20 protein-coding genes are annotated in these 22,489 nt (G+C 50.4%); 14 read left to right on the top strand and 6 right to left on the bottom strand.

Features of this window, described 5'->3' with window-relative positions; translation table 11 throughout:
• Positions 1 to 225 precede the first annotated feature (225 nt).
• From ACYVBJ_RS03665 to ACYVBJ_RS03650, 4 genes are read left to right on the top strand one after another with little or no spacing between them, the layout of a single operon-like run.
• Positions 226 to 2,136 (top strand): sensor histidine kinase, encoded by a 1,911-nt coding sequence (locus tag ACYVBJ_RS03665; protein ID WP_460980945.1) that lies wholly within the window; start codon positions 226 to 228, stop codon positions 2,134 to 2,136.
• 1 nt (position 2,137) lies between these two features.
• The gene (locus ACYVBJ_RS03660; protein ID WP_460980944.1) at positions 2,138 to 4,012 is read left to right on the top strand and encodes a sensor histidine kinase; all 1,875 of its coding nucleotides are present in this window, start codon (positions 2,138 to 2,140) and stop codon (positions 4,010 to 4,012) included.
• A 51-nt stretch (positions 4,013 to 4,063) separates the two neighbouring features.
• A complete protein-coding gene (locus ACYVBJ_RS03655) occupies positions 4,064 to 5,923 on the top strand; it encodes a sensor histidine kinase (RefSeq protein WP_460980943.1) in 1,860 nt (619 codons plus the stop codon).
• 8 nt (positions 5,924 to 5,931) lie between these two features.
• Entirely contained in the window at positions 5,932 to 6,570 is a 639-nt protein-coding gene (locus ACYVBJ_RS03650; protein WP_460980942.1) for a response regulator, read from the top strand.
• 26 nt (positions 6,571 to 6,596) lie between these two features.
• Here ACYVBJ_RS03650 and ACYVBJ_RS03645 read toward each other — a convergent pair whose 3' ends face one another.
• The gene (locus tag ACYVBJ_RS03645) at positions 6,597 to 7,445 is read right to left on the bottom strand and encodes an alpha/beta fold hydrolase (protein ID WP_460980941.1); all 849 of its coding nucleotides are present in this window, start codon (positions 7,443 to 7,445) and stop codon (positions 6,597 to 6,599) included.
• 421 nt (positions 7,446 to 7,866) lie between these two features.
• Between ACYVBJ_RS03645 and ACYVBJ_RS03640 the strand changes: the two genes are divergently transcribed.
• The 4 genes from ACYVBJ_RS03640 (at position 7,867) to ACYVBJ_RS03625 (ending at position 10,118) form a co-directional block, all read left to right on the top strand.
• Entirely contained in the window at positions 7,867 to 8,016 is a 150-nt protein-coding gene (locus tag ACYVBJ_RS03640; RefSeq protein WP_460980940.1) for a hypothetical protein, read from the top strand.
• A gap of 214 nt (positions 8,017 to 8,230) precedes the next feature.
• Entirely contained in the window at positions 8,231 to 8,620 is a 390-nt protein-coding gene (locus ACYVBJ_RS03635) for a hypothetical protein (protein ID WP_460980939.1), read from the top strand.
• The gene (locus tag ACYVBJ_RS03630) at positions 8,617 to 9,162 is read left to right on the top strand and encodes a sugar phosphate isomerase/epimerase family protein (protein WP_460980938.1); all 546 of its coding nucleotides are present in this window, start codon (positions 8,617 to 8,619) and stop codon (positions 9,160 to 9,162) included. The genes ACYVBJ_RS03635 and ACYVBJ_RS03630 overlap by 4 nt, the downstream gene beginning before the upstream one ends.
• Before the next feature lie 101 nt (positions 9,163 to 9,263).
• On the top strand, positions 9,264 to 10,118 hold the full coding sequence (locus ACYVBJ_RS03625) for a pirin family protein (protein ID WP_460980937.1): 855 nt from the start codon (positions 9,264 to 9,266) through the stop codon (positions 10,116 to 10,118).
• A gap of 54 nt (positions 10,119 to 10,172) precedes the next feature.
• Here ACYVBJ_RS03625 and ACYVBJ_RS03620 read toward each other — a convergent pair whose 3' ends face one another.
• Positions 10,173 to 10,367, bottom strand: a complete 195-nt coding sequence (locus tag ACYVBJ_RS03620) for a hypothetical protein (protein WP_460980936.1) — start codon at positions 10,365 to 10,367, stop codon at positions 10,173 to 10,175.
• A gap of 607 nt (positions 10,368 to 10,974) precedes the next feature.
• Here ACYVBJ_RS03620 and ACYVBJ_RS03615 point away from each other — a divergent pair.
• Both ACYVBJ_RS03615 and ACYVBJ_RS03610 read left to right on the top strand, forming a co-directional pair.
• Positions 10,975 to 11,385 carry a hypothetical protein gene (locus tag ACYVBJ_RS03615; RefSeq protein WP_460980935.1) on the top strand — a complete coding sequence of 137 codons (411 nt, stop codon included), beginning with the start codon at positions 10,975 to 10,977 and terminating at the stop codon, positions 11,383 to 11,385.
• A gap of 234 nt (positions 11,386 to 11,619) precedes the next feature.
• The gene (locus ACYVBJ_RS03610) at positions 11,620 to 12,396 is read left to right on the top strand and encodes a DUF2490 domain-containing protein (protein WP_460980934.1); all 777 of its coding nucleotides are present in this window, start codon (positions 11,620 to 11,622) and stop codon (positions 12,394 to 12,396) included.
• A 51-nt stretch (positions 12,397 to 12,447) separates the two neighbouring features.
• Here the strand turns inward: ACYVBJ_RS03610 and ACYVBJ_RS03605 are convergent, their stop codons facing one another.
• Entirely contained in the window at positions 12,448 to 13,761 is a 1,314-nt protein-coding gene (locus ACYVBJ_RS03605) for a PQQ-dependent sugar dehydrogenase (protein WP_460980933.1), read from the bottom strand.
• A 278-nt stretch (positions 13,762 to 14,039) separates the two neighbouring features.
• Positions 14,040 to 15,041, bottom strand: a complete 1,002-nt coding sequence (locus ACYVBJ_RS03600; protein WP_460980932.1) for an AraC family transcriptional regulator — start codon at positions 15,039 to 15,041, stop codon at positions 14,040 to 14,042.
• A 153-nt stretch (positions 15,042 to 15,194) separates the two neighbouring features.
• Between ACYVBJ_RS03600 and ACYVBJ_RS03595 the strand changes: the two genes are divergently transcribed.
• Positions 15,195 to 15,731, top strand: a complete 537-nt coding sequence (locus tag ACYVBJ_RS03595) for a nuclear transport factor 2 family protein (RefSeq protein ID WP_460980931.1) — start codon at positions 15,195 to 15,197, stop codon at positions 15,729 to 15,731.
• 72 nt (positions 15,732 to 15,803) lie between these two features.
• Here the strand turns inward: ACYVBJ_RS03595 and ACYVBJ_RS03590 are convergent, their stop codons facing one another.
• Both ACYVBJ_RS03590 and ACYVBJ_RS03585 read right to left on the bottom strand, forming a co-directional pair.
• Positions 15,804 to 17,150 (bottom strand): DUF5018 domain-containing protein, encoded by a 1,347-nt coding sequence (locus ACYVBJ_RS03590; RefSeq protein WP_460980930.1) that lies wholly within the window; start codon positions 17,148 to 17,150, stop codon positions 15,804 to 15,806.
• 120 nt (positions 17,151 to 17,270) lie between these two features.
• The gene (locus ACYVBJ_RS03585) at positions 17,271 to 18,590 is read right to left on the bottom strand and encodes a DUF5018 domain-containing protein (RefSeq protein ID WP_460980929.1); all 1,320 of its coding nucleotides are present in this window, start codon (positions 18,588 to 18,590) and stop codon (positions 17,271 to 17,273) included.
• A gap of 422 nt (positions 18,591 to 19,012) precedes the next feature.
• Between ACYVBJ_RS03585 and ACYVBJ_RS03580 the strand changes: the two genes are divergently transcribed.
• The 3 genes from ACYVBJ_RS03580 to ACYVBJ_RS03570 all read left to right on the top strand — a co-directional run bounded on the left by ACYVBJ_RS03580 (position 19,013) and on the right by ACYVBJ_RS03570 (position 22,377).
• Positions 19,013 to 20,590, top strand: a complete 1,578-nt coding sequence (locus tag ACYVBJ_RS03580; RefSeq protein WP_460980928.1) for a histidine kinase dimerization/phosphoacceptor domain -containing protein — start codon at positions 19,013 to 19,015, stop codon at positions 20,588 to 20,590.
• Positions 20,587 to 21,342, top strand: a complete 756-nt coding sequence (locus ACYVBJ_RS03575) for a response regulator (RefSeq protein ID WP_460980927.1) — start codon at positions 20,587 to 20,589, stop codon at positions 21,340 to 21,342. The genes ACYVBJ_RS03580 and ACYVBJ_RS03575 overlap by 4 nt, the downstream gene beginning before the upstream one ends.
• Positions 21,343 to 21,462: 120 nt before the next feature.
• Complete coding sequence (locus ACYVBJ_RS03570; RefSeq protein WP_460980926.1) at positions 21,463 to 22,377, top strand: ABC transporter ATP-binding protein; 915 nt, start codon at positions 21,463 to 21,465, stop codon at positions 22,375 to 22,377.
• Positions 22,378 to 22,489: the final 112 nt, after the last annotated feature.

Here is a 22,489-nt window from a genome sequence, read left to right as displayed (position 1 = left end):
TTAGTTAGGGCGGTAGTTGCCGCCGAATACGGGTTCATTATGTTTGTTTTGATGATGCAAAGGTGGCCTGTCAAACAGGGGCGTTTCCATACAGACTTGTTTGTATTTATTGGAGAAATACGTTTCTTTTGACCTATGCCTGTCTATTCTGTCGTTCTAAGTGACTAATAAATAGAGGCATAGGCACTTTGCCCGGTGCCTTGACAACCTTAACCTATCCCGCCAATGAAATACGTCTGGTTTCTGTGGCTGTTCCTCGGAATAGCCCGTGCGGGTTGGGCGCAGCCCGGCCAACAACCCCTTTTGGTCGGAGCATCTCGTTTGCCGTCCGGCGAGTTGTCGCTCAGAGATGCCTTGTATCGCCTGGAAGATTCGACGGGAAAGCTTACAATCCGCGAGGTGATTCGACGGCGCGAACAAGGTCAGTTTACGCCTTCTGTTAGTCCCACGTTTCGGCAGGATTTTGGCTACAACACCTCGGTTCAATGGCTGTATGTTGAACTGGAGTCGGTTCAGAAGGCCGATCTGATGCTCGAAATTGAATACGCCAACATCGATCAGGTCGAGTTATTCGAAGTCCGGAACCAGCGAGTCCGCTCGGTAGCGCTGACGGGCGATCGGTTTCGTTTTAGCCAGCGGCCGTACGTGAACAATAACTACGTGTTTCCGCTGCGCATTCCGGCGGGAGAGAAAGCCGGATACTACCTGCGTTTTGACCGGCCCAACGCCATTCTTTCGTTCTTTATCCGGCTCTGGCCCCGCACTGTGTTTTCGCACATCGACCGCGATGAGTACTTCATCTGGGGTATCTATATCGGCGTCATCTGCATCGTACTGGTTGTTACGTTAGTCATGCTGCTGGCCACCCGCGACCGGATCTATCTATGGTATGCGTTGTATCTGCATTTTATGACCATGCATCTGTTTTCCGATGCCGGGCTGGCGTTTCAATACCTCTGGCCCGATACGCCCCAGATCAATGCATACAGCCCGGTTTACCTCTACGTCTGGTTAGCGATGGTGGCACAGATCACGTTTTTGCAGTTTTTCATTCACCAGACCGCGCACAACAGCCGTGTGTTTCGCTGGATAAATTGGTTCAAACTCGTAGTCATTGGCACTTTACTACTGGTTGTTGGTATTCAGGCTATTGAGCTCGATGGACGGGAGACGTATCTATACAAGCTGGTTGCGTCTGCTACCCGCTATTTTGTGATCCTGATTTTGCTGCTGACGGGCATCAGCCTGTATGAATCGGTACGCCGGAGTGCCCGAAAGCAGGGGCAACAGGTGGTCCGTTATTACGTCTACGCGCTTATTGTTCAGTCTACGGGATTCTCGATTGTGGCGTTTATCAACTTTTGTCAGAATCAGGGCTGGGCGCTGCCATTCGATGTGGAAACGTACGTGGTTATGGGCGTAACGGTGTTTCTGGACATCGTTTTCTTTTCGTACGGCCTGGCATATCGATACCGCGCCTTCCGGCAAACCAACCGGGCGCTCGAACTCAACCTGCTCGAAGCCCGGCAGGAATCGCAACGGCGCGTGATCAACGCCCTGGAAGACGAACGGCGTCGGCTGGCTCAGGACCTCCACGACGACGTCGGGGCTACGTTATCGACGGCCAAAGGCTACCTGTCGCTGCTGAGTCGCAATGAGAAATCACCCCAAATGCTTCACTCGCAAGCCCTGCTCGATCGGGCGGCCCACGAATTACGTACCATTTCGCATCAGTTGATGCCCCGTCATTTTGAACAGATTGGGCTGACTAAAGCCATTGAACAGACTATCCGGAACGTAGTAGGCGAGCATACGCAGGTCGAGTTCGTCAGTGTGGGGCAGGTGAAGCCGCTGGATGCTCAGTCTGAGATGCTGGTGTTCAGTATGGCTACCGATCTGCTCCGGCAGGTTCAACAGCGGCCGGATGCGACCGAAGCGACTGTACAGTTGATTTATCATCCCGATCGGCTGAACCTGACCGTTGAGGACAATGGCCTGAACGCGGATGAGGGGGGCACGGCAAGCAGCTGGCGCAGCCTGCGTACGAAAGCAGCGTATCTGAACGCCGATCTGCTGATCGACGCCAATGAGCAGGGCCATTCGGTTATGGTCAGTATTCCCCTTGCCACTCCCTGATATGGTTCGCAATCTGATCGGATTATTTGTGGTCGTGGTCCTGTCCATTTCGGGCCTTGCGTGGTACCATGCCCAGTCCGTCAGGTCGATAAATGCCCAGCCGCTTTTCCTGTTTCACTGGGAAGATACCACCGCGCAGGCCACCATTCGGCAGGTAATACACGTACCTGATTTCAAACCCGTCAGACTGCATCGGCAAAGCTTCGGTTATACTGAGTCGCTGCACTGGTTCAGGTTTCGGTTATCGGCCGGTGATACTCCCCGGGAGCTTACGCTTGATGTTCGCAATCAGACGATCAACCGGCTCGACGTAATCGCCGTGCAGAACGGCCGGCTGCTTTCGGTGACCAGAACCGGCGACTGGCTGCCGTTTAGCCAACGTCCTATTCTTACCAAAAGCTTTGCGTTCCCCGTTTATCTTGACGCTCACCAAACCATCGATTATTACGTCCGGGTTGACAAGCGATTCGAAAATCTGGCTACGGAAATTACGCTCTGGCGCACCAGCGACTTTGAAGATAAAGAACAGCGGGCGTATTTTCTGTGGGGCATTTTTGTGGGCGTAGTCGTGCTGGTGGTGCTGCTCAATTTCATTTACTGGGGCACAACCAGCGACCGGGTGTACTTGTGGTACGCGCTCTACGTACTCGGCCTTACGTTGCGGCAGGCGGCTGACACGGGACTGGGCTTTCAATACCTGTGGCCTGCCCTTCCGGCTCTGAACGCGCCCGATCCGGTCATTCAGGCGCTGTGGCTGTATATCCCGGCGATGCTGCAGTTTCAGCAGTATTTTCTGAATCTGCAAGAGGAAAATAAGCCCCTTTTCCGGGTTACGCAAATCATGAAATACGTCTTCTGGGCAGGCTCGTTGATCATTATCGTCTTGCAAATATTGGCTATTCCGCAGCAGTATCCCGAGATCGTTATTACCATCACGCGTATTCATGCTGTACTGGCGAATATAATGACAGTTCTATTCGTCTGGACTGCGGTTGTGGCGCTGCGTTCGGATAATGAGTTAAGGCAGTTGTATGGAGCCGGAGCTGCTCTACAGACGGCCTGTCAGCTGATCAATATTATTCAGAATACGATGCGGTATCTGGCAAACAGCACGTATTTTATTGATCCGTATCTGATCCTGACCGTAATCTTTTTTATTGATCTGGTGGTGTTTGCCTACCTGCTGGCGTATCGGTATCGCCAGTCGCTTAGTGAGCAGCAGCAGCTGACGATCAACCTGGCCCAGTCGCGTCAGGAAACCAACCAGCAGATCATTGAGGTGCTCGATGCCGAGCGGGAGCAAATCCACACCCTGTTGCAGGTAAACGTATGCCGACGACTTCAGGAAGCCGGGCAGACATTAGAAAACGGCATGTCCTCGCCAAAACTAGCCGAGTCCAGGCGGCTTATTCAGCAGGTCGATACAGATTTAAACCAGATTTTGCAGAACAGCCTGCCGGTCGTTGTGGCCGAAAAGGGTTTGACGAATTCGCTTTTTGAGTTGATTCAACACCTGAATCAAACCCAGCCGGTGCCCTTTACGCTCACGCGAACCGGCGACGTACCTTTCTTATCGATTGGCCAGGAAGTTCAACTGTATCGGATCGGTACCGAGCTGATTACCAACGTTATCAAACACGCAAATGCAACCCAGGCCAACGTAGTAGTAAGTGCCGACAGCGAGCGCGTTTCGTTGACGGTGAGCGACAACGGAAAGGGATTTGATACGGCGACTGTGGCAGAAGCGACGGGTGGCATTGGCGTGCGAAATCTGTACGCCCGCGCCCGCGAACTACGGGCCGAGGTAACAATTAAGTCGGGCCGTAACGGCACTACTATAGCCGTTCTGATCCCGCAAAAAATACAAACAAGTTAGTATGTTTTAGGGCGCAGCCCTGGTCTACATTTGTTTTAAAGCCCGCTGCCTTTGAAAAGAATAGGTTACATACTGCTAGTGCTGACGCTGAGTGCAACCTGGTCGCAGGCCCAGAAAACGTACTGGGTTGAAGCGGGTAAGCACCTGGCGCTGGATGGCTCTGTGGCCCATTACGAAGATACCTCGGCTCAACTCACCATTCGTCAGATTGTCGACCTGGAAAAACGGCGGGCTTTCAACGATCTGCCAACCAGCGTACTAAACCGGGGCTATACAGCATCGCACCACTGGCTGCATTTCCGCTTAGGGGCCAGAACGCCACGAACTGTTTTCGTTGAACTGGACAATCCGCGCATCAACGATTTCTGGTTTTATCAGGTGATTAACAACCGGCTGGTGAAGCAGGTGATCACGGGCGATGCGCTGCCGTTCAGTTCAAGGGGTTTTCCCAGCAGCAACTGGGTTTTTCCGGTGGCCCTGGATGGGAAAACGCCCACCGACATCTTTGTAATGGTTGCTAAACGGTATGAGGTCCTGGGCGTGCGGGCCAGTCTATGGGAAGCCGACGCCTTTGAGCGGGCTGATCGAAAAAGTTATCTGTTCTGGGGTATCCTGACCGGACTGAGTATACTGATCTTTCTGATCAACGTAGTGGCGTATGCAGCTACCCGTGAGACTGTTTACTTCTGGTTCGTGGGGCTGATAGTGGCGATCGCGTTTCATATCTCGGCCCAGTCCGGATTAGGGTTTCAGTACCTGTGGCCTGATTCGCCGGGTTTCAACCGGCTCGACCCGGCCCTACTGTCGGGCTGGCTCATCATGCTGGCCCAGCTGCAGTTCATGCAGCATTTTATCGGCCAGCGGGCAGCGCATAGCCGGGCGTTCTGGGCGGTGCAGACGTTCAAGTACAGTATGCTGGCAATCCTGGCGCTTAACATCGTGTTGCGGATGCTGGACGTATTTCCGCTTAATCATTTCCAATGGACGTACAACACGACGCTGGCGTTTATGGTCATCAGTATCGGGCTGGCGTTCTGGTCCATCTTCGAACGGATTGGCCGACGCGAAAATGTGGTCATCTTTTACACCGTTACGCTGGCGCTTCAGCTCATCGGCTACCTGCTTGTTTTCTTTATTAATCTGGCCTTTATCCGTGGGCAGGAGCCTTTGTTTCAGGTCGATAGCTACGTAGTGGTCGTTATTAATTTTCTGTTCGATCTACTGGTCCTGTCGTCGGGCGTACTCTACTTCTGGTTTCAGAAATATAAACTGCAGAACGAACAACTGCTGACCGCTCTCCACCGGAGCGAACAGGAACAGTCGCGGAAAATCATCGACGCCCTCGAAATCGAGCGAAACCGGATTTCCGAAGATTTATACGACGACGTAGGAGCCATGCTGTCAACGGCTATTGGGTATCTGTCGAGTGCGCTTCGCAAGCCCGACATCGGCGAACGCTTCCCCGTTCTGGCCGAAGCCCGCAAGCTGTTAGACCGGGCCGTTGAGAACCTACGTACCGTTTCGCACAACCTGATGCCGAAAAATTTTGCGCAGTTAGGCCTGTCGAAATCGCTGGCCGAAACCATCGATAAAGTGGCTGATACCAGTTCCATTCAGTTCGAATACATGGTGGTCGGTACGGAACGGCGGTTCAACGCATCGACGGAGGTACAGGTGTTCCGGATCGCGTCCGAACTGATCAACGACATTTTGCGAAACTCCACCGCTACGCAGGCAACGGTTCAGCTGATTTTTAATCACGACCACCTGAGCTTCATCACCGAAGACGATGGCCCGCGAACCCCCGATTATAATAACCTGACGTCTAAAGTAGATTTTATCCAGGGAAAGCTCGACGTGGATGCCAGCCCGCACGGCGTAACGGCCATTGTCGAAATTCCATACCAATAACGAAACCGATGGAAACACAAACCCGAATCCTGATTGCCGACGATCATCAGCTGTTCAATGACGGCATGAAAATGATGCTGTCCACCGAGCCGAGCCTGGCGGTAGTAGGGCAGGTGTTTAGCGGAAAAGATGTGCTGGAAGCCGTCAATCGGCTGATGCCGAACGTAGTGCTGCTGGATATCAACATGCCGTACATCAACGGACTGGACGTAGCGACTCAGTTGCTGCGAGTGGCTCCAACCGTTAAAATCATCGTGCTGACGATGTATAACGACCGGAAGTTCGTGGACGACTGCAAAAAGATGGGCGTGCAGGGCTACATCCTGAAAAATTCAGGTGTCGATGAAGTCATAAACGCCATTGAGACCGTCAGCGCCAACAAGACGTACTACGACCCGAAACTTACCCAGGCGCATAAAGCGAATATGCACGCCGACGATTCGTTTATGAAGCAATTTCAACTCACCAAACGCGAACTTGAGATCATTGGTCTGGTTGGGCAGAGCTTTACTAATGAAGAAATTGCCGAAAAGCTGTTTTTAAGCGTTGCCACGGTCAAGACGCACCGCAACAATATCAACCTGAAACTAGGCATCAACAAACCCGCCGACCTGGTCAAATTTGCCCTCGAACATGGACTGGCCTGACCAGCTGTTCGTTGCTGATGCCCGCATTATTTGTAAAGCCACTTCAGCAGTGCTTTGTTAAAGCGCTCCGGTTCTTCGAATTGGGGGGTGTGGGCACTCTTGCTAAATACGCGCAGGGTCAGATTTTGGAATTGGGGCCGAACGTCATTCCATAAAAAAGGTAAGCCCGTCAGGTAATCATATTTGCCCAGCGCCAGAAATACCGGCTTGTCGAACGTATCGAGTCCTTTGGTGATGTCAATATCCCGAAACACTACGCCCCAGACGTAATCCAGGATCTGCATATTGGTATACACTCCCTCCCACAACGTGGTGGCGTCGAACGTGTAGTCATACCAACTTAGCGGACCGGCGCAAACGCACATGTGAATAAAGCGCCGGTCGGGTTGGGCCATGATCCGGGCGGGCAGCAGGGCCATACTTTTTTCAAGGGCCGATTTTCGCTCGGGCGTTGCGTCCTGCTCGAAAAAGGCCTGCCTTGCCTGAGCGGTAGCCTCGCTGTAGTCGGGGCTGGCACCGATCATAACCACCTGTGATACGTGTTGCGGATAGGCTTTGGCATATTCGAGGGCCAGAAAGGCGTGTCCCGAATGACCAATGACTACACAGCGGGTTACGTTCAGCGCGGCCCGCATGGCGTCAATGTCTTCCAACAATACACCTATCTCGAAATCATCGGTGGTTAGCTGGGCAGATGGCGGTCGAACAAAACCCCGATGATCAATAAATATCAATTGCAGGTGCTCCCGAATCTCGTTCAGAAAGGTTCTGGGGTAATAAATGGCACTACCAATCACCAGCGCTGGAAGGCCCGTTCCTTCAATGCTATACCCTAGACTAAACCCTTGACTATCAATTATTCCTGTACTACTCATTATGCTGTCTGTCTGTTCGCTGTCCACGAACGCTGGCAAACCGGGGCTATGTCCATGGTGCCGGTACGGATTACCTAAGCAACCATCGAGGCCTTAGTAAAGCTAAGGTAGCCCGAATCTGCTACGTAATGAATTTAATCGCTATCAATCCGCGAATCGGATCGATGAGTTGAGCTAAATTACGCTTGAAGTGAAGACCACTGGGCAACTTCGTATCGGGTCGGTTCAATAACTCACTTCTCTGTTTATTGACCCTATCTTCTCTATTACTGTGGAAGTGACTAAAGCGAACCCATCCGGAAACGGCTCGACAAACGAGAAATCCGGCGGAAAGGCAAACCTGCCTGTACACTAAAGCCCGCCGGACCGTTGTGGTGGATAATATACACAGCCGCCCGTCCGGCTTTGCCAGCTTTGAACGTTGATACGTAACAGCATTGATCGGAACAGGCTGCTGTTCCTGAGCGGAGAGTGGAGTGGCCAGTTCGGCACGCTGACGCACCGGTTGTCATACGTACTGGATGGCCCAGAGCGAGCCAAATACGGCGATAGTGCAGACGATTTTCAATAGCTGCTGTTTTTAAGTTGGTAGGAAAGCAAACGCAGAGAAATAGCGTTCAACGCGTACTGGATTGGCTCAACGTCTGCGTTTTGTATAAAGGGCCACTGAAGTTGTAACTGACGTTTGTTTTATGTGCAACGGCTATGCCGGTAGGAACTGATTGAGCAAAAGTCAGTAAACCCAATGCCGATGGCCCTTTACGCAGGGGTGTTGATCATTTCCTATGAAACCAGTTTCTCGTCGCACATTCCTGCTGTCGTCAGTCGCTTTAACGGGCAGCCTGCTGACGTTACGTCACTCGTCGTTGGGGTTTGCCCAAAAACCATTACGCCTGGGCGGTCCTATTTTCCTGAAAAGTGAGGATCCCGACGAACTGGCCCGCGAGCATCGACGACTGCACTACAGTGCGGCTTACGTACCCAGAGTTGAGTTGACAGATACGGCCCGGATTACCGCCATTCGTAAGGCATTTGCTGCTCAGAATGTCGTTATTGCCGAAGTCGGAGCTTGGGTGAACATGCTGGATCTGGATGCCGAAAAGCGCCGGAAGAACCTGGATTATGTTACCGAGCGATTGGCCTTAGCCGAGGCCGTTGGGGCACTACCTGCGTGAACATCGGCGGGTCGTATAACCCCGTTCGGTGGGATGGCCCCGACATCCGGAATCTGAGCCGGGAATACTTCGACGCAACGGTTGAAAACTGCCGGAAAGTGATTGATGCGGTGAAGCCGAAGCGGGCAAAGTTTGCGCTGGAGATGATGGGCTGGAGCCTGCCCGACGGGGCCGATTCGTACCTCCGGTTCATAAAGGCGATCAATCGCCCGGCTTTTGCCGCTCACATCGACATCGCCAACATCATCAACAGCCCCGACCGATACTATAATAACACGGCGCTCATCAACGATACGTTCCGCAAACTGGGTCGCTGGATCGTGTCCGCCCATGCCAAAGACCTATACGGGAAAGATGGCCACTTTGCCGAAACCTTGCCCGGCCGGGGCGGTCTGGATTACGGTACGTATCTACGGAATGTGTCAGCCCTACCTCAGGATGTCCCTTTACTGCTCGAGCATCTGCGCACGCCCGAAGAATACGACGAAGCGCGTCAGTTTGTGATAAATAAAGCTGCTGAAGCCAAGATCAAACTGGCCTAAAGCAGAACCACGTCAACTTGTTGATAAGCCCGATTTTGAACCGGCACAGGCGATCATCAGTTCATTAAGCGAACACCAACCGCCAGAAGGCTCGATTTCGCATGATCACCCTAAAACGCATCCATCAGGCTGAATACGCGCCCATCAGCGATCTGATTACGTACCGGGCCATTCCGACTCGTTCGATCGATTACCTCGATCCGTTTCTGTTCCTGAACCACCACGGACCACAGGTTTACAAGCCGCAGAACCGGGGCCTGCCCTTCGGACCGCACCCGCACCGGGGTATGGAAACGGTTACGTTCATACTCGAGGGCGACATTGCGCACAAAGACAGCAGCGGGCACGATAGCGTAATCACGGCGGGTGGTGTGCAGTGGATGACCGCCGGGCGGGGCCTGATTCACGCCGAAGTATCGTCGGATGCATTCAAAGAAACAGGTGGCCCCCTCGAAATTCTTCAGCTATGGCTCAATCTACCAGCGCGGCTTAAAATGACCGAGCCGTTTTATAAAGGCTTACAGCGAGATGACATTCCAAGCCTGACTTTAGATAACGGTAACGTAACGGTTAATCTGGTTGCTGGTGACTGGGATGGGCACAAAGCCGCGTTTGATTCCAGCACGAACGTGTCCCTGAGCACCATTTATTTTAAACCCGGCGGTAGCCTGAACCTCAAGGTTCCTCAGGAGAATACCCTCTTCTTTTACGTCATCAAAGGCGTTATTACGGCGAATGGTACTGATGTGGAAGCACTTTCGCTGGCCGAATTTAACCGGGATGGCGAAGAGCTGACCCTAACCGCGGGTGAAGACAGTATTCTGTTATTCGGGCATGCCGAGCCGTTCAACGAACCGGTAGTGTCTCAGGGGCCATTTGTGATGAATACCCAGCAGGAAATTATGGAGGCATATGACGATTACCGGCGTGGTAAATTCGGTACCTGGAGTCAGTAAGAGGACATAAATAGCGACTGTCGATCGCCGGGCCGTTACTACTGGATAAGGCGTTTATAGTGCCTTACCCGATCGTGATGGTTTACCGTGAATCGCCCGGTACCGGTTTATGCCCACTTCGGATTTTAACCGGTGTGCCTGCTTTGCTTTTACGGGTTCCTGATCGATCTGATGAACCAGGGTTGATAGTTGCTCCGTGAGTGAGTCGAGTTGTTGCTGTAACGAAGCAACTTGCTGATGTAGTGACATAATGTATGGTTGATTAAGTGCATTAGTGCTGGTCAGGCGGGTAGCGTACAGCGCACCCGGCGTGACGGAATAGCCGTTAACGCAGTTCTTGAAAGAAAGTGATATAGGTGCTGATATGGAGTCTGCAGGTGTATAAGCTGACCAGACTAGTTTCCGTAACGGCCTGTGGAACCTAGCCAGTTACCACCCCAGGGGGCCGCCATGCGGGTTAAGCCCTCGAATACGTTTGCATTTACCTGGATAAAGCCTTTAATGTAAAATCGTAAAAAAGTCCAAATGCTGATAAATGTAGCTTTAGTTTTATTACTGTGTTTATAAGTCTGAGTAATTTCCATTTTACATATAATTAACTAACTATCAATATTTAAATATGGCTACGCTAGCTAGTTTCTATTCAAGTATATAACCCATATACTATATGTAAAAGTTTATATTTAATGGTATAGTACAACAAGTGCCTATAATATATCAGTGAAAAGCCAGATTGTGCAAGCGATTCTTAAGTTAATCTAATCTTTGTTACGCTTAATTGAAGGAGGTTGTGCAACTTTACCAACCTAAAAGGTATCTTTTTATAAATTTAGTCTATTCACTAAACGCATTAGCTATGTTACGTAAAGCTTTAAGTATACTGCTGCTCACAATTGTCGCTACGTATACGGCGGCATCGGCACAAACAGCTGCCTCAACGACCGATTCACTGGCTGCGGTTGTCGGCAAATGGACCGGAACGTTTGACGGTGCTTCGTCGGGGAAGTTCGAACTGGTTCTTACCAAAGACGCTTCCAGCAAGCTCGGTGGGCAGATTATTATGCTGGCGGATGACGGAAACAAGTATCCCATTGACCTGAAGACGGCCAACTGGCGAAATGGAAAATTAAGTGCTTCGTACAGCGACCCGTCGGGCGGAGACGTCAGTTTTTCGGGCACCTTAACTGACCCAGCGCTGAAAGGGAACTGGGAAGCGAACGGCGGACAGGCAACCGGAACCTGGCAGCTTACCCGCGCTCCGAAATAGATGGGTTCTTGTTTGTTGCGTGTATGGCGGCCTGCATGAGCGGGCCGTTTTTGCTTCTGGTGAGGACAGTAAGTATGGTTATAATCAGCAACCGTTGCTTTACGTGCTTACTGGCTAACGTAAAAACTGATTCGCCCGTAGGTCGCTATTCTGTGCCTGTCGATAGGATTAGCTTCCCCTGACTCTGATCAGTTGTTGTGTAGGTAGCTCTTAGTAGGGCGGAAGCCAAATTATATGCACAGGTACGCCGTAGCCATATCCCTTCTGGGTTTACTTTCCTTTTCGGCCTCGGGGCAGCAAAGTCGGCTGAACGATCATAATCAGATCGGTTGGTTTGTCTACAACGGCGATCACAAAGTGAGTCAGAAGTGGGCGATACATACCGAATACCAGTGGCGACGCGTGAACTGGGTCGAATCCTGGCAGCAGTCGCTGGCCCGGCTGAGTGCTGTTTATGCCGTAAACGACCGAATCACCGTAAGCAGTGGGTACACTTATTTCGTTACGTATCCCTACGGGGACTACCCTACAGCAGATACCGGAGTGCCTATTCCCGAACACCGGCTGCACGAAGACATTGAACTTTCGGAGGCTCTAGGCATTGTGGCGCTGAAACATCGGCTTCGCCTGGAGCAGCGCTGGATTGGCGGGGCTGCCGAAGATGGTTCGCATCGAATCACTGGCTGGGAGTACCAGAATCGCATCCGGTATCAGTTAGCAGCCACTTTACCCCTGCGGGGACGTACCCTTGATGATCACGAGTTCTATCTTTCTTTCTTCGATGAACTCTTTATTAGTTTTGGGCCAAATGTTGGCTACAATACGTTCAACCAGAACCGGATTTATGGGGCGGTTGGGTATCAGTTTCAGAAGAATTTCAAACTGGAACTTGGCTGCCTGAACCAGATTACACAGCATGCCGAAGCCGACCCGATTACGAACAGTCGCGTATTTGAAATGAACAACGGATTCCGGCTCAACGTGATGTATGATCTCGATTTTACGAAATAACCAGAGCGAGCCGGTGAGGACTCGCTCTGGTTATCATAAGGGTTCGCTGGATTAACGCGCTGGCGTCACTCGCCATAGCGTATTGCCCGAATCATCCGCGACCAGCAGGGAGCCGTCGGGCATGACCGTTACACCTACTGGTCGGCCGTAGGCATCGTCGCTGCCTTCCTTCAGAAAACCTGTCAGGAAATCTTCGGGCTTACCAGGTTTGCCATCGGCGAAGGGAACGAACACGACCTTATACCCCGAAAACGCCGAGCGGTTCCAGGAGCCGTGCTGCCCAACGAACGCGCCATTGCGGTACTTTTCCGGAAACGCGTCTTTGTCGTAAAAGGCCAGTCCGAGCGAGGCCGTGTGCGCTCCCAGTGGTACGTCGGGGACCAGGGCTTTTTTCACCAGATCAGGGCGTTGCCCTTTCAGTCGCGGATCTTCATTCTGGCCGTAATACGAGTATGGCCAGCCGTAGAAAGCACCTTCTTTCACGCTGGTGATGTAGTCGGGTACGAGTTCATCGCCCAGCTCGTCGCGTTCGTTAACGGCGGCCCACAGCTTTTTCGTGCCTGGCTGCCAGTCGATACCGACCGGATTGCGAAGGCCGCTGGCATAGATCCGTTCGCCCGAACCGTCGGGGTTGATCTCAAGAATGTTAGCGCGTCTGATCTCATTCTCCGGACCATGTTCCTGTACATTACTGCCCGACCCAACTGTTACGTAGATCTTGGAGCCATCTTCATTGGCGAGCAGGTTACGGGTCCAGTGGTTGTTGTAGCCGCCCGCGGGCAACTCTTTGATCTTCTCTCCTTTACCCGTAATTTTAGTCTGCCCTGTCTGGTAGGGGAACTTCATTATTCCGTCGGTATTGGCCACGTAAAAGGCGTTACCAATGATAAGCATACCAAAAGGCTGATTCAGGCCGGTCAGGAACGTTTCGCGGACATCGGGCTTCCCGTCTTTATTCGTGTCGCGCAATAGCGTAATGCGGTTTGCACTTTCGTCCATACGCTGCGATTTGGCCTGCCCACTCACCACCGCTTTCACTTTTTTGGTGCCTTTGGGCTCAGTATTTGATTCGGCTACAAGTATATCTCCATTCGGAGCTACGTATGTCCAGCGGGGATTAACGAGGCCGCCCGCGTATTTCGTTACTGTAAAGCCAGCAGGGGCGGTCGGTGTTTTATCCGCAGGCCAGCCAATCACTTTTGTAAAATGAGTCGCGGACTTCGTGGCGTAAGGGGCGGGCAGGTTGAGCGCCGTGTCTGCGGTGGCCACGGTGGCTGCTTCGCCTTCTTCCTTGTTTTCTTTTTTGCCGCAGGCAACCAGGCCGATCGCCAGCGCGCCACTTATAAGAATGTGTCTTGTCTTCATCGTTGAGTAAACATATCCGGTGTATATACCAACCTTTAACCATACGATGAAGGGCATTGTTTGTCCGACCCCGAGCGCGCTTGTTCGGTCGCTGTTCATGCGAATTTGCTGATAGTGAAAACCCGAACCTCAGGTCCTGATCTTACCGGAGTTGCTCACCTATCTGACGAACAGTCAAATGAGCCTTTCGCTGACGCAAATCGTTTTTAAAGAAACTACGAGAAACATGAATTGGGTAGGCTGGCACCGTCACATCATGATAAAATGACGCATTTTGCCTATCGTGTGTAGTTAATAGGTGAGTAACCTGTCCAGCGTTTGAACGCTCTCGTGAATGCACTGATCTCGTTATAGCCGAGGATGTACGAAATTTCTTTGATAGGATATTTGCCAGATTCGAGGTAATGAAGAGCCAGCGATTTTCGAATTGAATCAGCTAACTGCTGATACGTAACGCCTTCTTCCTGAAGCCTGCGTTGCAGACTGCGCGAACTGGTATTGAAGTTCGCGGCAATGCCGTCCAGGGTGGGAATACCTAAATACGCATTGGCGAGCAGAAACGTGCAGATCCGTTCTTTCAGGGATTGGCCGGCCTCCAGCGAATTGCTCATAGCACTGGCTTTCTGAAGTAACAACTGCTGCAACTCGTAGTTCGCCGTCAGGATCGGTACGTCCCGATACCGACCGTCAAACACAAGGGCATACGTATCGCCTTCGTTAACCGACCGGCAACGAAGAACCCGCTCATACTCCTGATAATCGGGTGATACGTAAGGAAGCGTTACGGTAAGTGGGGTCATCTTTTCTAATAACAAGCCGTCTAACTCGTGCAAAACGAACACCGTTGCCAGATCAGCCAGTTGCCGATATAAAAACGGATATGCTTTAACCCGATCTTCATTCGCAACAAACTGCACAGAAAAGGTTCGACCGGTTTGCGTTACGTCCATGTCGAACAGGTCCGTCAGGAGGTGAATAAATTCGGCGGCATGCGTTAAAGCTTCGCCAACGGTTCGACTGTTCTGAATAATCTGGCCGACAATGCCTAAAGCCGCCAGTTGTAAGGATTCGCCAAAGTGTAGGCCAAACAAAGGGTCTTTGGTCAGGTGGCTTGCGTTGAGCCAGAGGTCATTTACCTGCTTAGCCGTAAGGGGCGTTTTACCTGCCTTTACCTCCTCCCAATCCAGGCCAGCGAGTTTGCACAGCCGTTCGGGCGATACGTCTTTTTGAATCGTATAGGCGAGCATGCCCAGGACGAAACGGAGTTGAAATTCTTCCATGACTGAATGTTTCGACTAAAGTAAGCCGAATCTTTCTGTGTCGTTCCTCCGTGGCGTGAAGTGGTAATTCATTGGCGGATTTGGGTAAGACCCAGCACAGGGTCTCGGGGTAGTTTTGCCCTGTAATCAACGCTGATCAACAGCCCAACGAACATGAACGCACAACGTATCATCCACGCAGTTGCAGGCCTTGCCCTCGCCGTATTCAGTCAGTCGATCACCCAGGCTCAGGTACAACTGGCCAGCAGAACAACCAATCAATCAACAACCAATTCTGTAAACGCAAAAAGCATGGAAAATCAAGCCGCACAAACCGTCAAGACGTTTTTAACTGCCGTTCAAAAAGGAGACCAGGCCACGTTCGGCGGTTTAGTTCACCCAAATATTCGCTGGAGCCAACCGGGTACCAACCGGTTTTCGGGTGTCAAAAAGTCGAGCGCCGATGTATTCAAGATGGTGGGAGGGATGTTCGAAGCTACCGCGAATACACTCCGCCTGACCGACATTAAGCAGTTAACCGTTAATGGCAACAACGTAGCGTGTTTGATCCGTTGGGAAGCCGCTCAACCCGGTGGTGGCATATTGAATGTCGATAACATCGACGTGTACACCGTCGAAAACGGCAAAATCGTCGAAACCACTGTCTACTCGGCTGACCTCGCCCAAGAAGACCAGTTCTGGGGTAAGTAGTGGAGTAGAACTGCCCTGCAAAGTATTTCAAAAATACCTTGCAGGGCTAACTTGTTTCGGAATAATTGCACTCTATTGGCAATTTGAATAAATGTATTTCAGTTTAAATTTCTCATTAGAGAACGAAAAGCTTATCTCCGCTTGGGTGGGAAAATTACTGTTATTGTATAAATAACTATATCTAATTGACTTTCCATCGTCTGTTGTCAATTTTACTAGGTTATTATTAAAACTAGTAGTGAAATTTAATAATGGCCCATATTCGCTTCCGATCATAGCGAAATAATACACAGCTCCGAATATACCTTTTGGTTTGCTGGCAGATAAATGATGTTTTTTTGCGTCATATTCCATGCGATATTCTCCGAGTTTATTAGGGCCGTCATAGTTTTCGTACTTAACTAGATTACTATTCTCGTAGCTAAATACATCACTCTTGTATTTTAGCATTTCATTATTTTCGTTTAGAACAAAGTCTTTTATGTACTCGCCATCGGGTCCATTTACCGTTCCTGTCACTAATACTCCGTTTTTGTATAACTTATAACTAGTCAGTTTTCCGTTTGTATAGCTCAATGCATCGTAGTATCCATCTGGTTTTATCCACTTAACTAAATTGCCAGCCTGATCGTATTCAAATGAAAAAGTGAATAAGCCAAATTTTTGCGTAGCAGTCATTTTCGACAATCGTCCCTCCGATGTGTACTCATAAGCTATATATTCATTTGAATTGGAAGCATCTTCAACCCGCGTTAACAGACAGGGCACCGTACTATTGACAACGGCTTGCTTGTCTACCTTCACCTCATACTCCTGCTTACTACCATCTTCTGCCGTGACGGTGTAGCTGACCGGATTGGTGAAGTTCTGCGCTACGCCTGATGCAGGTGAGACACTGGCCTTGCTCGACACGGTCAGGGTGGGTACTAGCTTGGTTAGGTCCGTGCTGGCGGGCACCGTAGCGGTGATCTTGCGGGTGGTCTGGTCAGTGCTGGCCTGCACAGCCGGGTTGAGGGCAGCAAAGCTGAAGGCGGTGATCTGCTTCTCGGATGACTTGGGGGCCTGCTCAAGGAGGACCGTAACCCGGATGGTCTGCTGGCCTCCATCAGCGGCTGTGATGGTGTAGCTGACGGGGCTGGTGTAATCTCTAGCAACACCAGGGTCAGGATCAACCCTGCTTCCACTGGCAACGGGTATGCTGATCTTGAGGGCTTTGATGTTGGTCCCGGCGGGTACGGTAAGGGTGTAGGTAGAACCGCTGACCGAGACGCTGGCTCCGCTGACACCAGTGACGGTGGGGTTGGCCGTGATGAGGTTGCCGACTGAGGTAGGGTTAGGTTGCCCATCGTCTTTCTTACAAGATAAGATAACTCCTATGCAAAGGAGCAGGCAGACAAAAAGACGGCTTAGCTGGTACATAGTTATGGGCAGTGTGAATTAGAGCGGGTTGACAAATGCTTGTTACGTATGAAACTGTAATGTTATCTCTTACAGTGAGACCTCCGTTTGTGAGCTTATCTGGTCTTATTTATGATTAGCTCATTGACAATTTGCGTACGTCCATTTCGCTAGAATAGCTTTGCCGTTTGCATCTATAGCTTTCGCTTCTACTGGATAATTATTTTTGTTGTATGTATATGTCAATGAATAACTTCGGGAAGAATCGCTTGCTTTTAAGGTTATGTAATTGCTTGTTAATGGATGTAAAATTCCATAACTCCAGAAAATAAAAGTGAATATGCCATGCGGTTTGCTCGAAGCTATTGGATTGTGCTTATTGTCGTAAGTTAGTTCAAAAAATTTAGTTTCTTTTTTTAAACTATCGTACTCAATAGCCTTAATTAAATTTCCGTTACTATATTCATAATTGTCCTTAAAACCAGATTGATTTATTTCAATCATTTCGTTTTTGTCATTGAATTTTATAACTCCTTCTTTAATGAAATCACCTAAAGTTTTGTTGTTGGAATCATATAGTCCCATTTTTATTACTTTGTTGTTCTGGTAAGAAAACCTGAAGTCGGTATTCTTTCCATATAAGCGTATTAAATTTCCGTCTTGATCATAATCAATATTTTCTTCTGAAGTGAATTTATTGCCACGTAGATCAATAAACTTTATTTTGTTTATTCTACCATTTTGGTCGTGAGAGTAGTCTAAACTATAGGTTGAGTTATCAGAACTGTATTCCTCATGAACGCATAAACAGGCTACAGAGCTGTTAACAACGGCTTGTTTGTCGACTTTCACCTCATACTCCTGCTTACTGCCATCTTCCGCCGTGACGGTGTAGCTGACCGGATTGGTAAAGTTCTGCACCACACCTGATGCAGGTGAGACGGTTGCCTTGCTCGACACGGTCAGGGTGGGTACTAGCTGGGTTAGGTCCGTGCTGGCGGGCACCGTAGCGGTGGTCTTGCGGGTGGTCTGGTCAATGCTGGCTTGCACGACTGGGTTGAGAGCGGCAAAGCTGAGGGCGGTGATCTGCTTCTCGGATGACTTGGGGGCTTGCTCAACAACGACTGTAACTCGAATAGTCTGCTGGCTTCCATCAGCGGCTGTGATGGTGTAACTGACGGGGTTGGTGTAGTCGCGGGCAATACTAGGGTCAGGATCAACCCTGCTTCCACTGGCTACCAGTATGCTGATCTTAAGGGCTTTGACGTTGGTACCGGCGGGTAGCGTAAGGGTGTAGGTAGAACCGCTGACTGAGACGCTGGCTCCGCTGACACCGGTGACGGTGGGGTTGGCCGTGATGAGGTTACCAGCTGGGGTAGGGTTGGGTTGCCCATCGTCTTTCTTACACGACAGCGCAATTGCCATTGCTAGGATGCATACAAGCAGTAAAGTCTGTTTCATAAGGTTACGGTTGATAAATATGGTGTGGATAGAAGCTTTCAGGAGTAATTCTGGTTGCTCAACTGTCTATATCTAGATATGTCAGCAGATGCTACGTCAAAGAAGCCTTAATTTTGGTAACACCCTTTTGTAAACTATACAGGATCAGCGTTTTTCTTGATGAAAGCCTTCTTTTTCCGAATGGCCAAATGCCGTTAGGCCAGATTCATAATTTCTCTTTATTTTGGCCGCTGATCTTTACTGATTGAGCCACAATGCCTCCAACCCTTGCCCACTTTTTTTGGTATACGAAGCTCCTCTTTCCCTTTTTACTATCCGCAATAATTGGTTTTGCACAACCGCCGACTCCATTAAAACTTCAACCCCACAAACTACAGTTAGCCCAAAAGCTGTGTCGTGACGGTATTGCCCAGAAAAAGCCTATGCTTGTGGCCGAGGGGTATTATGAATACGGTAAGTTGTATGCTGCCGCCAGTGACTATATCAACGCGCACCGCTGGTTTCTAAAATCGCTCCGCATTGTAGAACCACTGGGCGATTCCTACGAATTGGCTCGCCTTCATGTACGACTCGCGGACCTGGCCACTCTTCAAAGTCAATATCCGGAAACTGTACAGCATGCCTATGAAGCTTTGGCAGTGGCTAAACGAAGTCAGTCCAAACGGGCTATGATTCGCGCCTGTGCTTTGCTGGCTCGTGTACACGAGATCGACTGGGCTGCTCGAAGTCCACCTTCCTTGCGCTGGCCTAAAGCGAATAGTGATAGCGCCCTTTATTACTTCCGTAAGGTTGAGGCATTGGCCTATCAGCTGGGTGATCCCATGGAAGTAGCTCATGTGAAACAGTCCATTGGTGGACAGTTGATTGGCCGCAATAATTCACAGGCTATTACGTACCTGACCGATGCCCTGGCCATTGCGACGCGCCAAAACAGCGCGGACAAACTCCACATGACGCTCAGTGTAGCTTCGGCTTATTTACACTTCGGACAACCAAAACGCGCCTGGACCTATATTCAGCAAGCCCGGCGGATGGGGCAGGTCGAATATCCTGATGTCTATTATTGGCAGTTTGCTGTCGAAAATGCACTTCTCGAGTTTTATCGTCAGACTGGTGACTGGAAACAGGTTGCGATTCATGCCGAACGAATTCACCAGTGGGAAAAACGCGATTTACTGGCTGATCGGGAAGGGGCTATTTCCCGGCTGCACCTTGATTACCAGACCCAGAAAAAAGATTTGATGCTCAAAGCCCAGCAAAAGCAGGTGCAGCTTCAGGCCGAAAACCTACAGGCTCATCAGCAAGTGACCCTTACGGCCCTGGCTCTGCTTGTGCTGGCAACTGTAGCCAGCGTAGTTTTTTACAAACTTTACCGGAAGAATCAGCGCATTAGTAATTTGAACGCTCAGTTGGTTAATGAACAGAACCACCGGGTAAAAAACAACTTACAGGTTGTTTCCAGCCTGCTCAGTTTACAGGCGAATCGACTGACGGACGCAGGGGCGAAGGAAGCTATTGAAAAAAGCCGTTTGCGGGTTGAGTCGATGGTGATTTTGCACCGCAGGCTCTACGAAGGCGACAAATTAGCGTACGTGAACCTGCATGATTTTATCGACGAGATTGTAGAAACGGTTTTACAGACCTATGGCTATGAGTCTATTCAGCCCACCCTTGATCTGGAGTCAATCTATTTATCCGCCGATGATGCCGTAGCGGTAGGCTTACTGGTCAACGAGTTGACGACTAACGCCTGTAAACATGCCTTCCCTGGCCAGTCTTCGCCCAGTTATCGCTTAGTTTGCCGACGTAACAAACAGCAGGTCAACTTAACGGTGGCTGATAATGGCCCCGACTTCGTCAGTGACGTTGCGCTGGCCGCGAAAACGAGTTTTGGGATGCGCCTGATTCAAACCTTATCGAATCAGCTTCGGGGTGCCTATCAATTCAGTTATCAAAATGGAACCGTATTTACGTTAACTTTCTCGCGAGACGAACCATGAATTCCCTGAACATACTATTAGTTGAAGATCAGGCTATAACGGCTGCGGATATTGAGGAAACGTTAGAGAAAGCCGGTCATCGGATTACCGCCATAGCGTCTAATCGGCACGAAGTGCTGACAGCCGTTCAGGCAGAAACTCCGGATCTGGCGATTATTGATATTCACCTGGAGGGGTCAACTGCGGATGGAATCGCCATTGCGCAGGAGTTGCTTAAAATGAACGAGATGCCCATTATTTATCTGACCGCCAATTCAGAATCACCCACCTTTCAGCGCGCCAAGAAAACTCGACCAGCTGCGTATTTACTCAAACCTTTTCGGCAGGAAGAGCTAGCGTTTCAGGTAGAACTGGCGTATCTCAATCAGTGTGAAGAACGTTACGTTTCATCACCCGATCAGTCGGAAAGTCTGTATATACCCGTCAATAAAGGGTACGAAAAAATTGACAAAAAAGACGTACTCTACTTACAGGCGAGTGGGGCGTATGTCAAGATTTTTAAGGTTGCTGAAGCGCAGCCTCACCTGTTGACCATGCATTTGGGCCATTTGGCTCAATATTTCTCCAGCGCTGATTTTTTTCGCCTGTCCCGGTCGATCCTGATCAACCTAAGCTACGTTTCGCGTCTGGAAAGCAGTCAGTTATATCTGCTCGGTAACCAGGTTTGTTTACCAATCCCCGAAGGCAGCCGACCGGACCTGTTAAAGCGATTAGCCGTTGTACGGACGCCAGCCAAGCCGAAAGAAAAATAAGAATCCTGCCGGGCCTTGTCTCTTTGGTGGGTAACCGCTCATATAATATCCGTCGGGCGTCGTTGTGTAGCACTTTTCGATTCCTTAATTTGCTAGCGTACCTTAAACGAACCCGCTGGTATGCAGCTAGAAATTACGGACTTAACCAAGACTTATTCGAACGGAGTACGCGCCATCAAAGGCGTTTCGCTAACCATTTCGCAAGGCATGTTTGGGTTACTTGGCCCAAACGGAGCGGGTAAATCGAGCCTGATGCGCACCATCGCTACGTTGCAGGAAGCCGACCGTGGCCGCGTCCGGTTAACCGGCGTAACGGTACCCGGTATGGCTGAAACCGACATCGACGTACTCACGCAAAAAGACGCATTACGGCGCGTGCTGGGTTATCTGCCCCAGGAGTTCGGCGTGTATCCGCGCGTAACCGCCGAGTCTATGCTCGATCATATCGCTACGTTAAAAGGAATCACCAACAGCCGCGAACGTAAAGAGATCGTAGACGCACTGCTGCAGAAGGTCAACCTGTATCAGGTGCGTAAGAAGAACCTGGGTACGTACTCGGGCGGGATGAAACAGCGCTTCGGCATTGCGCAGGCCCTGATTGGCAACCCGCGACTGATTATTGTGGATGAACCGACCGCCGGTCTCGACCCGGCCGAACGTAACCGGTTTCATAATCTGCTCTCCGAAATCGGCGAAAACACCATTGTGATTCTGTCGACCCATATTGTCGAGGACGTGACGAACCTTTGCTCCGATATGGCGATCATCTGCCTGGGCGAAGTGGTGGCCACGGGCAATCCGAATGATCTCGTGCGTGACCTGCGCGGAAAGGTATTTGCCAAATCCATCGACAAAGCCGAACTCAGTACGTATCGATCAACGCATCGGGTTATTTCTACGCAACTAAAAATGGGTAAAACCCAGATTCACGTCTTGGCCGATACGCCACCGGCTAGTTTTGAGCCAGTTAGCCCCGACCTTGAAGACGTGTACTTCGCGAAGATCACGGAGAAAATGGATGTAGTAACTGTGTAGGGGTTCGGAGCGAGGAGATAGAAGAGAGGAGTTGCTGACGCTTCCTGTTATTCCTATCCGCATGAATGGCTCCGTCCCATTTTATCTTCTCTTTTGATACTACCCACTAGCA

Source organism: Spirosoma fluminis, from assembly GCF_054778895.1.
This window is presented reverse-complemented; position numbering and strand designations above follow the sequence as displayed.

Bases quoted from the DNA above. Each gene is read 5' to 3' on its own strand.
- ACYVBJ_RS03580 (WP_460980928.1), top strand. From the start codon at position 19,013: ATGCTTGTGGCCGAGGGGTATTATGAATACGGTAAGTTGTATGCTGCC.
- ACYVBJ_RS03605 (WP_460980933.1), bottom strand. From the start codon at position 13,761: ATGAAGACAAGACACATTCTTATAAGTGGCGCGCTGGCGATCGGCCTG.
- ACYVBJ_RS03635 (WP_460980939.1), top strand. From the start codon at position 8,231: ATGAAACCAGTTTCTCGTCGCACATTCCTGCTGTCGTCAGTCGCTTTA.
- ACYVBJ_RS03665 (WP_460980945.1), top strand. From the start codon at position 226: ATGAAATACGTCTGGTTTCTGTGGCTGTTCCTCGGAATAGCCCGTGCG.
- ACYVBJ_RS03625 (WP_460980937.1), top strand. From the start codon at position 9,264: ATGATCACCCTAAAACGCATCCATCAGGCTGAATACGCGCCCATCAGC.
- ACYVBJ_RS03660 (WP_460980944.1), top strand. From the start codon at position 2,138: ATGGTTCGCAATCTGATCGGATTATTTGTGGTCGTGGTCCTGTCCATT.
- ACYVBJ_RS03645 (WP_460980941.1), bottom strand. From the start codon at position 7,445: ATGAGTAGTACAGGAATAATTGATAGTCAAGGGTTTAGTCTAGGGTAT.
- ACYVBJ_RS03600 (WP_460980932.1), bottom strand. From the start codon at position 15,041: ATGGAAGAATTTCAACTCCGTTTCGTCCTGGGCATGCTCGCCTATACG.
- ACYVBJ_RS03595 (WP_460980931.1), top strand. From the start codon at position 15,195: ATGAACGCACAACGTATCATCCACGCAGTTGCAGGCCTTGCCCTCGCC.
- ACYVBJ_RS03590 (WP_460980930.1), bottom strand. From the start codon at position 17,150: ATGTACCAGCTAAGCCGTCTTTTTGTCTGCCTGCTCCTTTGCATAGGA.
- ACYVBJ_RS03610 (WP_460980934.1), top strand. From the start codon at position 11,620: ATGCACAGGTACGCCGTAGCCATATCCCTTCTGGGTTTACTTTCCTTT.
- ACYVBJ_RS03585 (WP_460980929.1), bottom strand. From the start codon at position 18,590: ATGAAACAGACTTTACTGCTTGTATGCATCCTAGCAATGGCAATTGCG.
- ACYVBJ_RS03570 (WP_460980926.1), top strand. From the start codon at position 21,463: ATGCAGCTAGAAATTACGGACTTAACCAAGACTTATTCGAACGGAGTA.
- ACYVBJ_RS03575 (WP_460980927.1), top strand. From the start codon at position 20,587: ATGAATTCCCTGAACATACTATTAGTTGAAGATCAGGCTATAACGGCT.
- ACYVBJ_RS03650 (WP_460980942.1), top strand. From the start codon at position 5,932: ATGGAAACACAAACCCGAATCCTGATTGCCGACGATCATCAGCTGTTC.
- ACYVBJ_RS03620 (WP_460980936.1), bottom strand. From the start codon at position 10,367: ATGTCACTACATCAGCAAGTTGCTTCGTTACAGCAACAACTCGACTCA.
- ACYVBJ_RS03615 (WP_460980935.1), top strand. From the start codon at position 10,975: ATGTTACGTAAAGCTTTAAGTATACTGCTGCTCACAATTGTCGCTACG.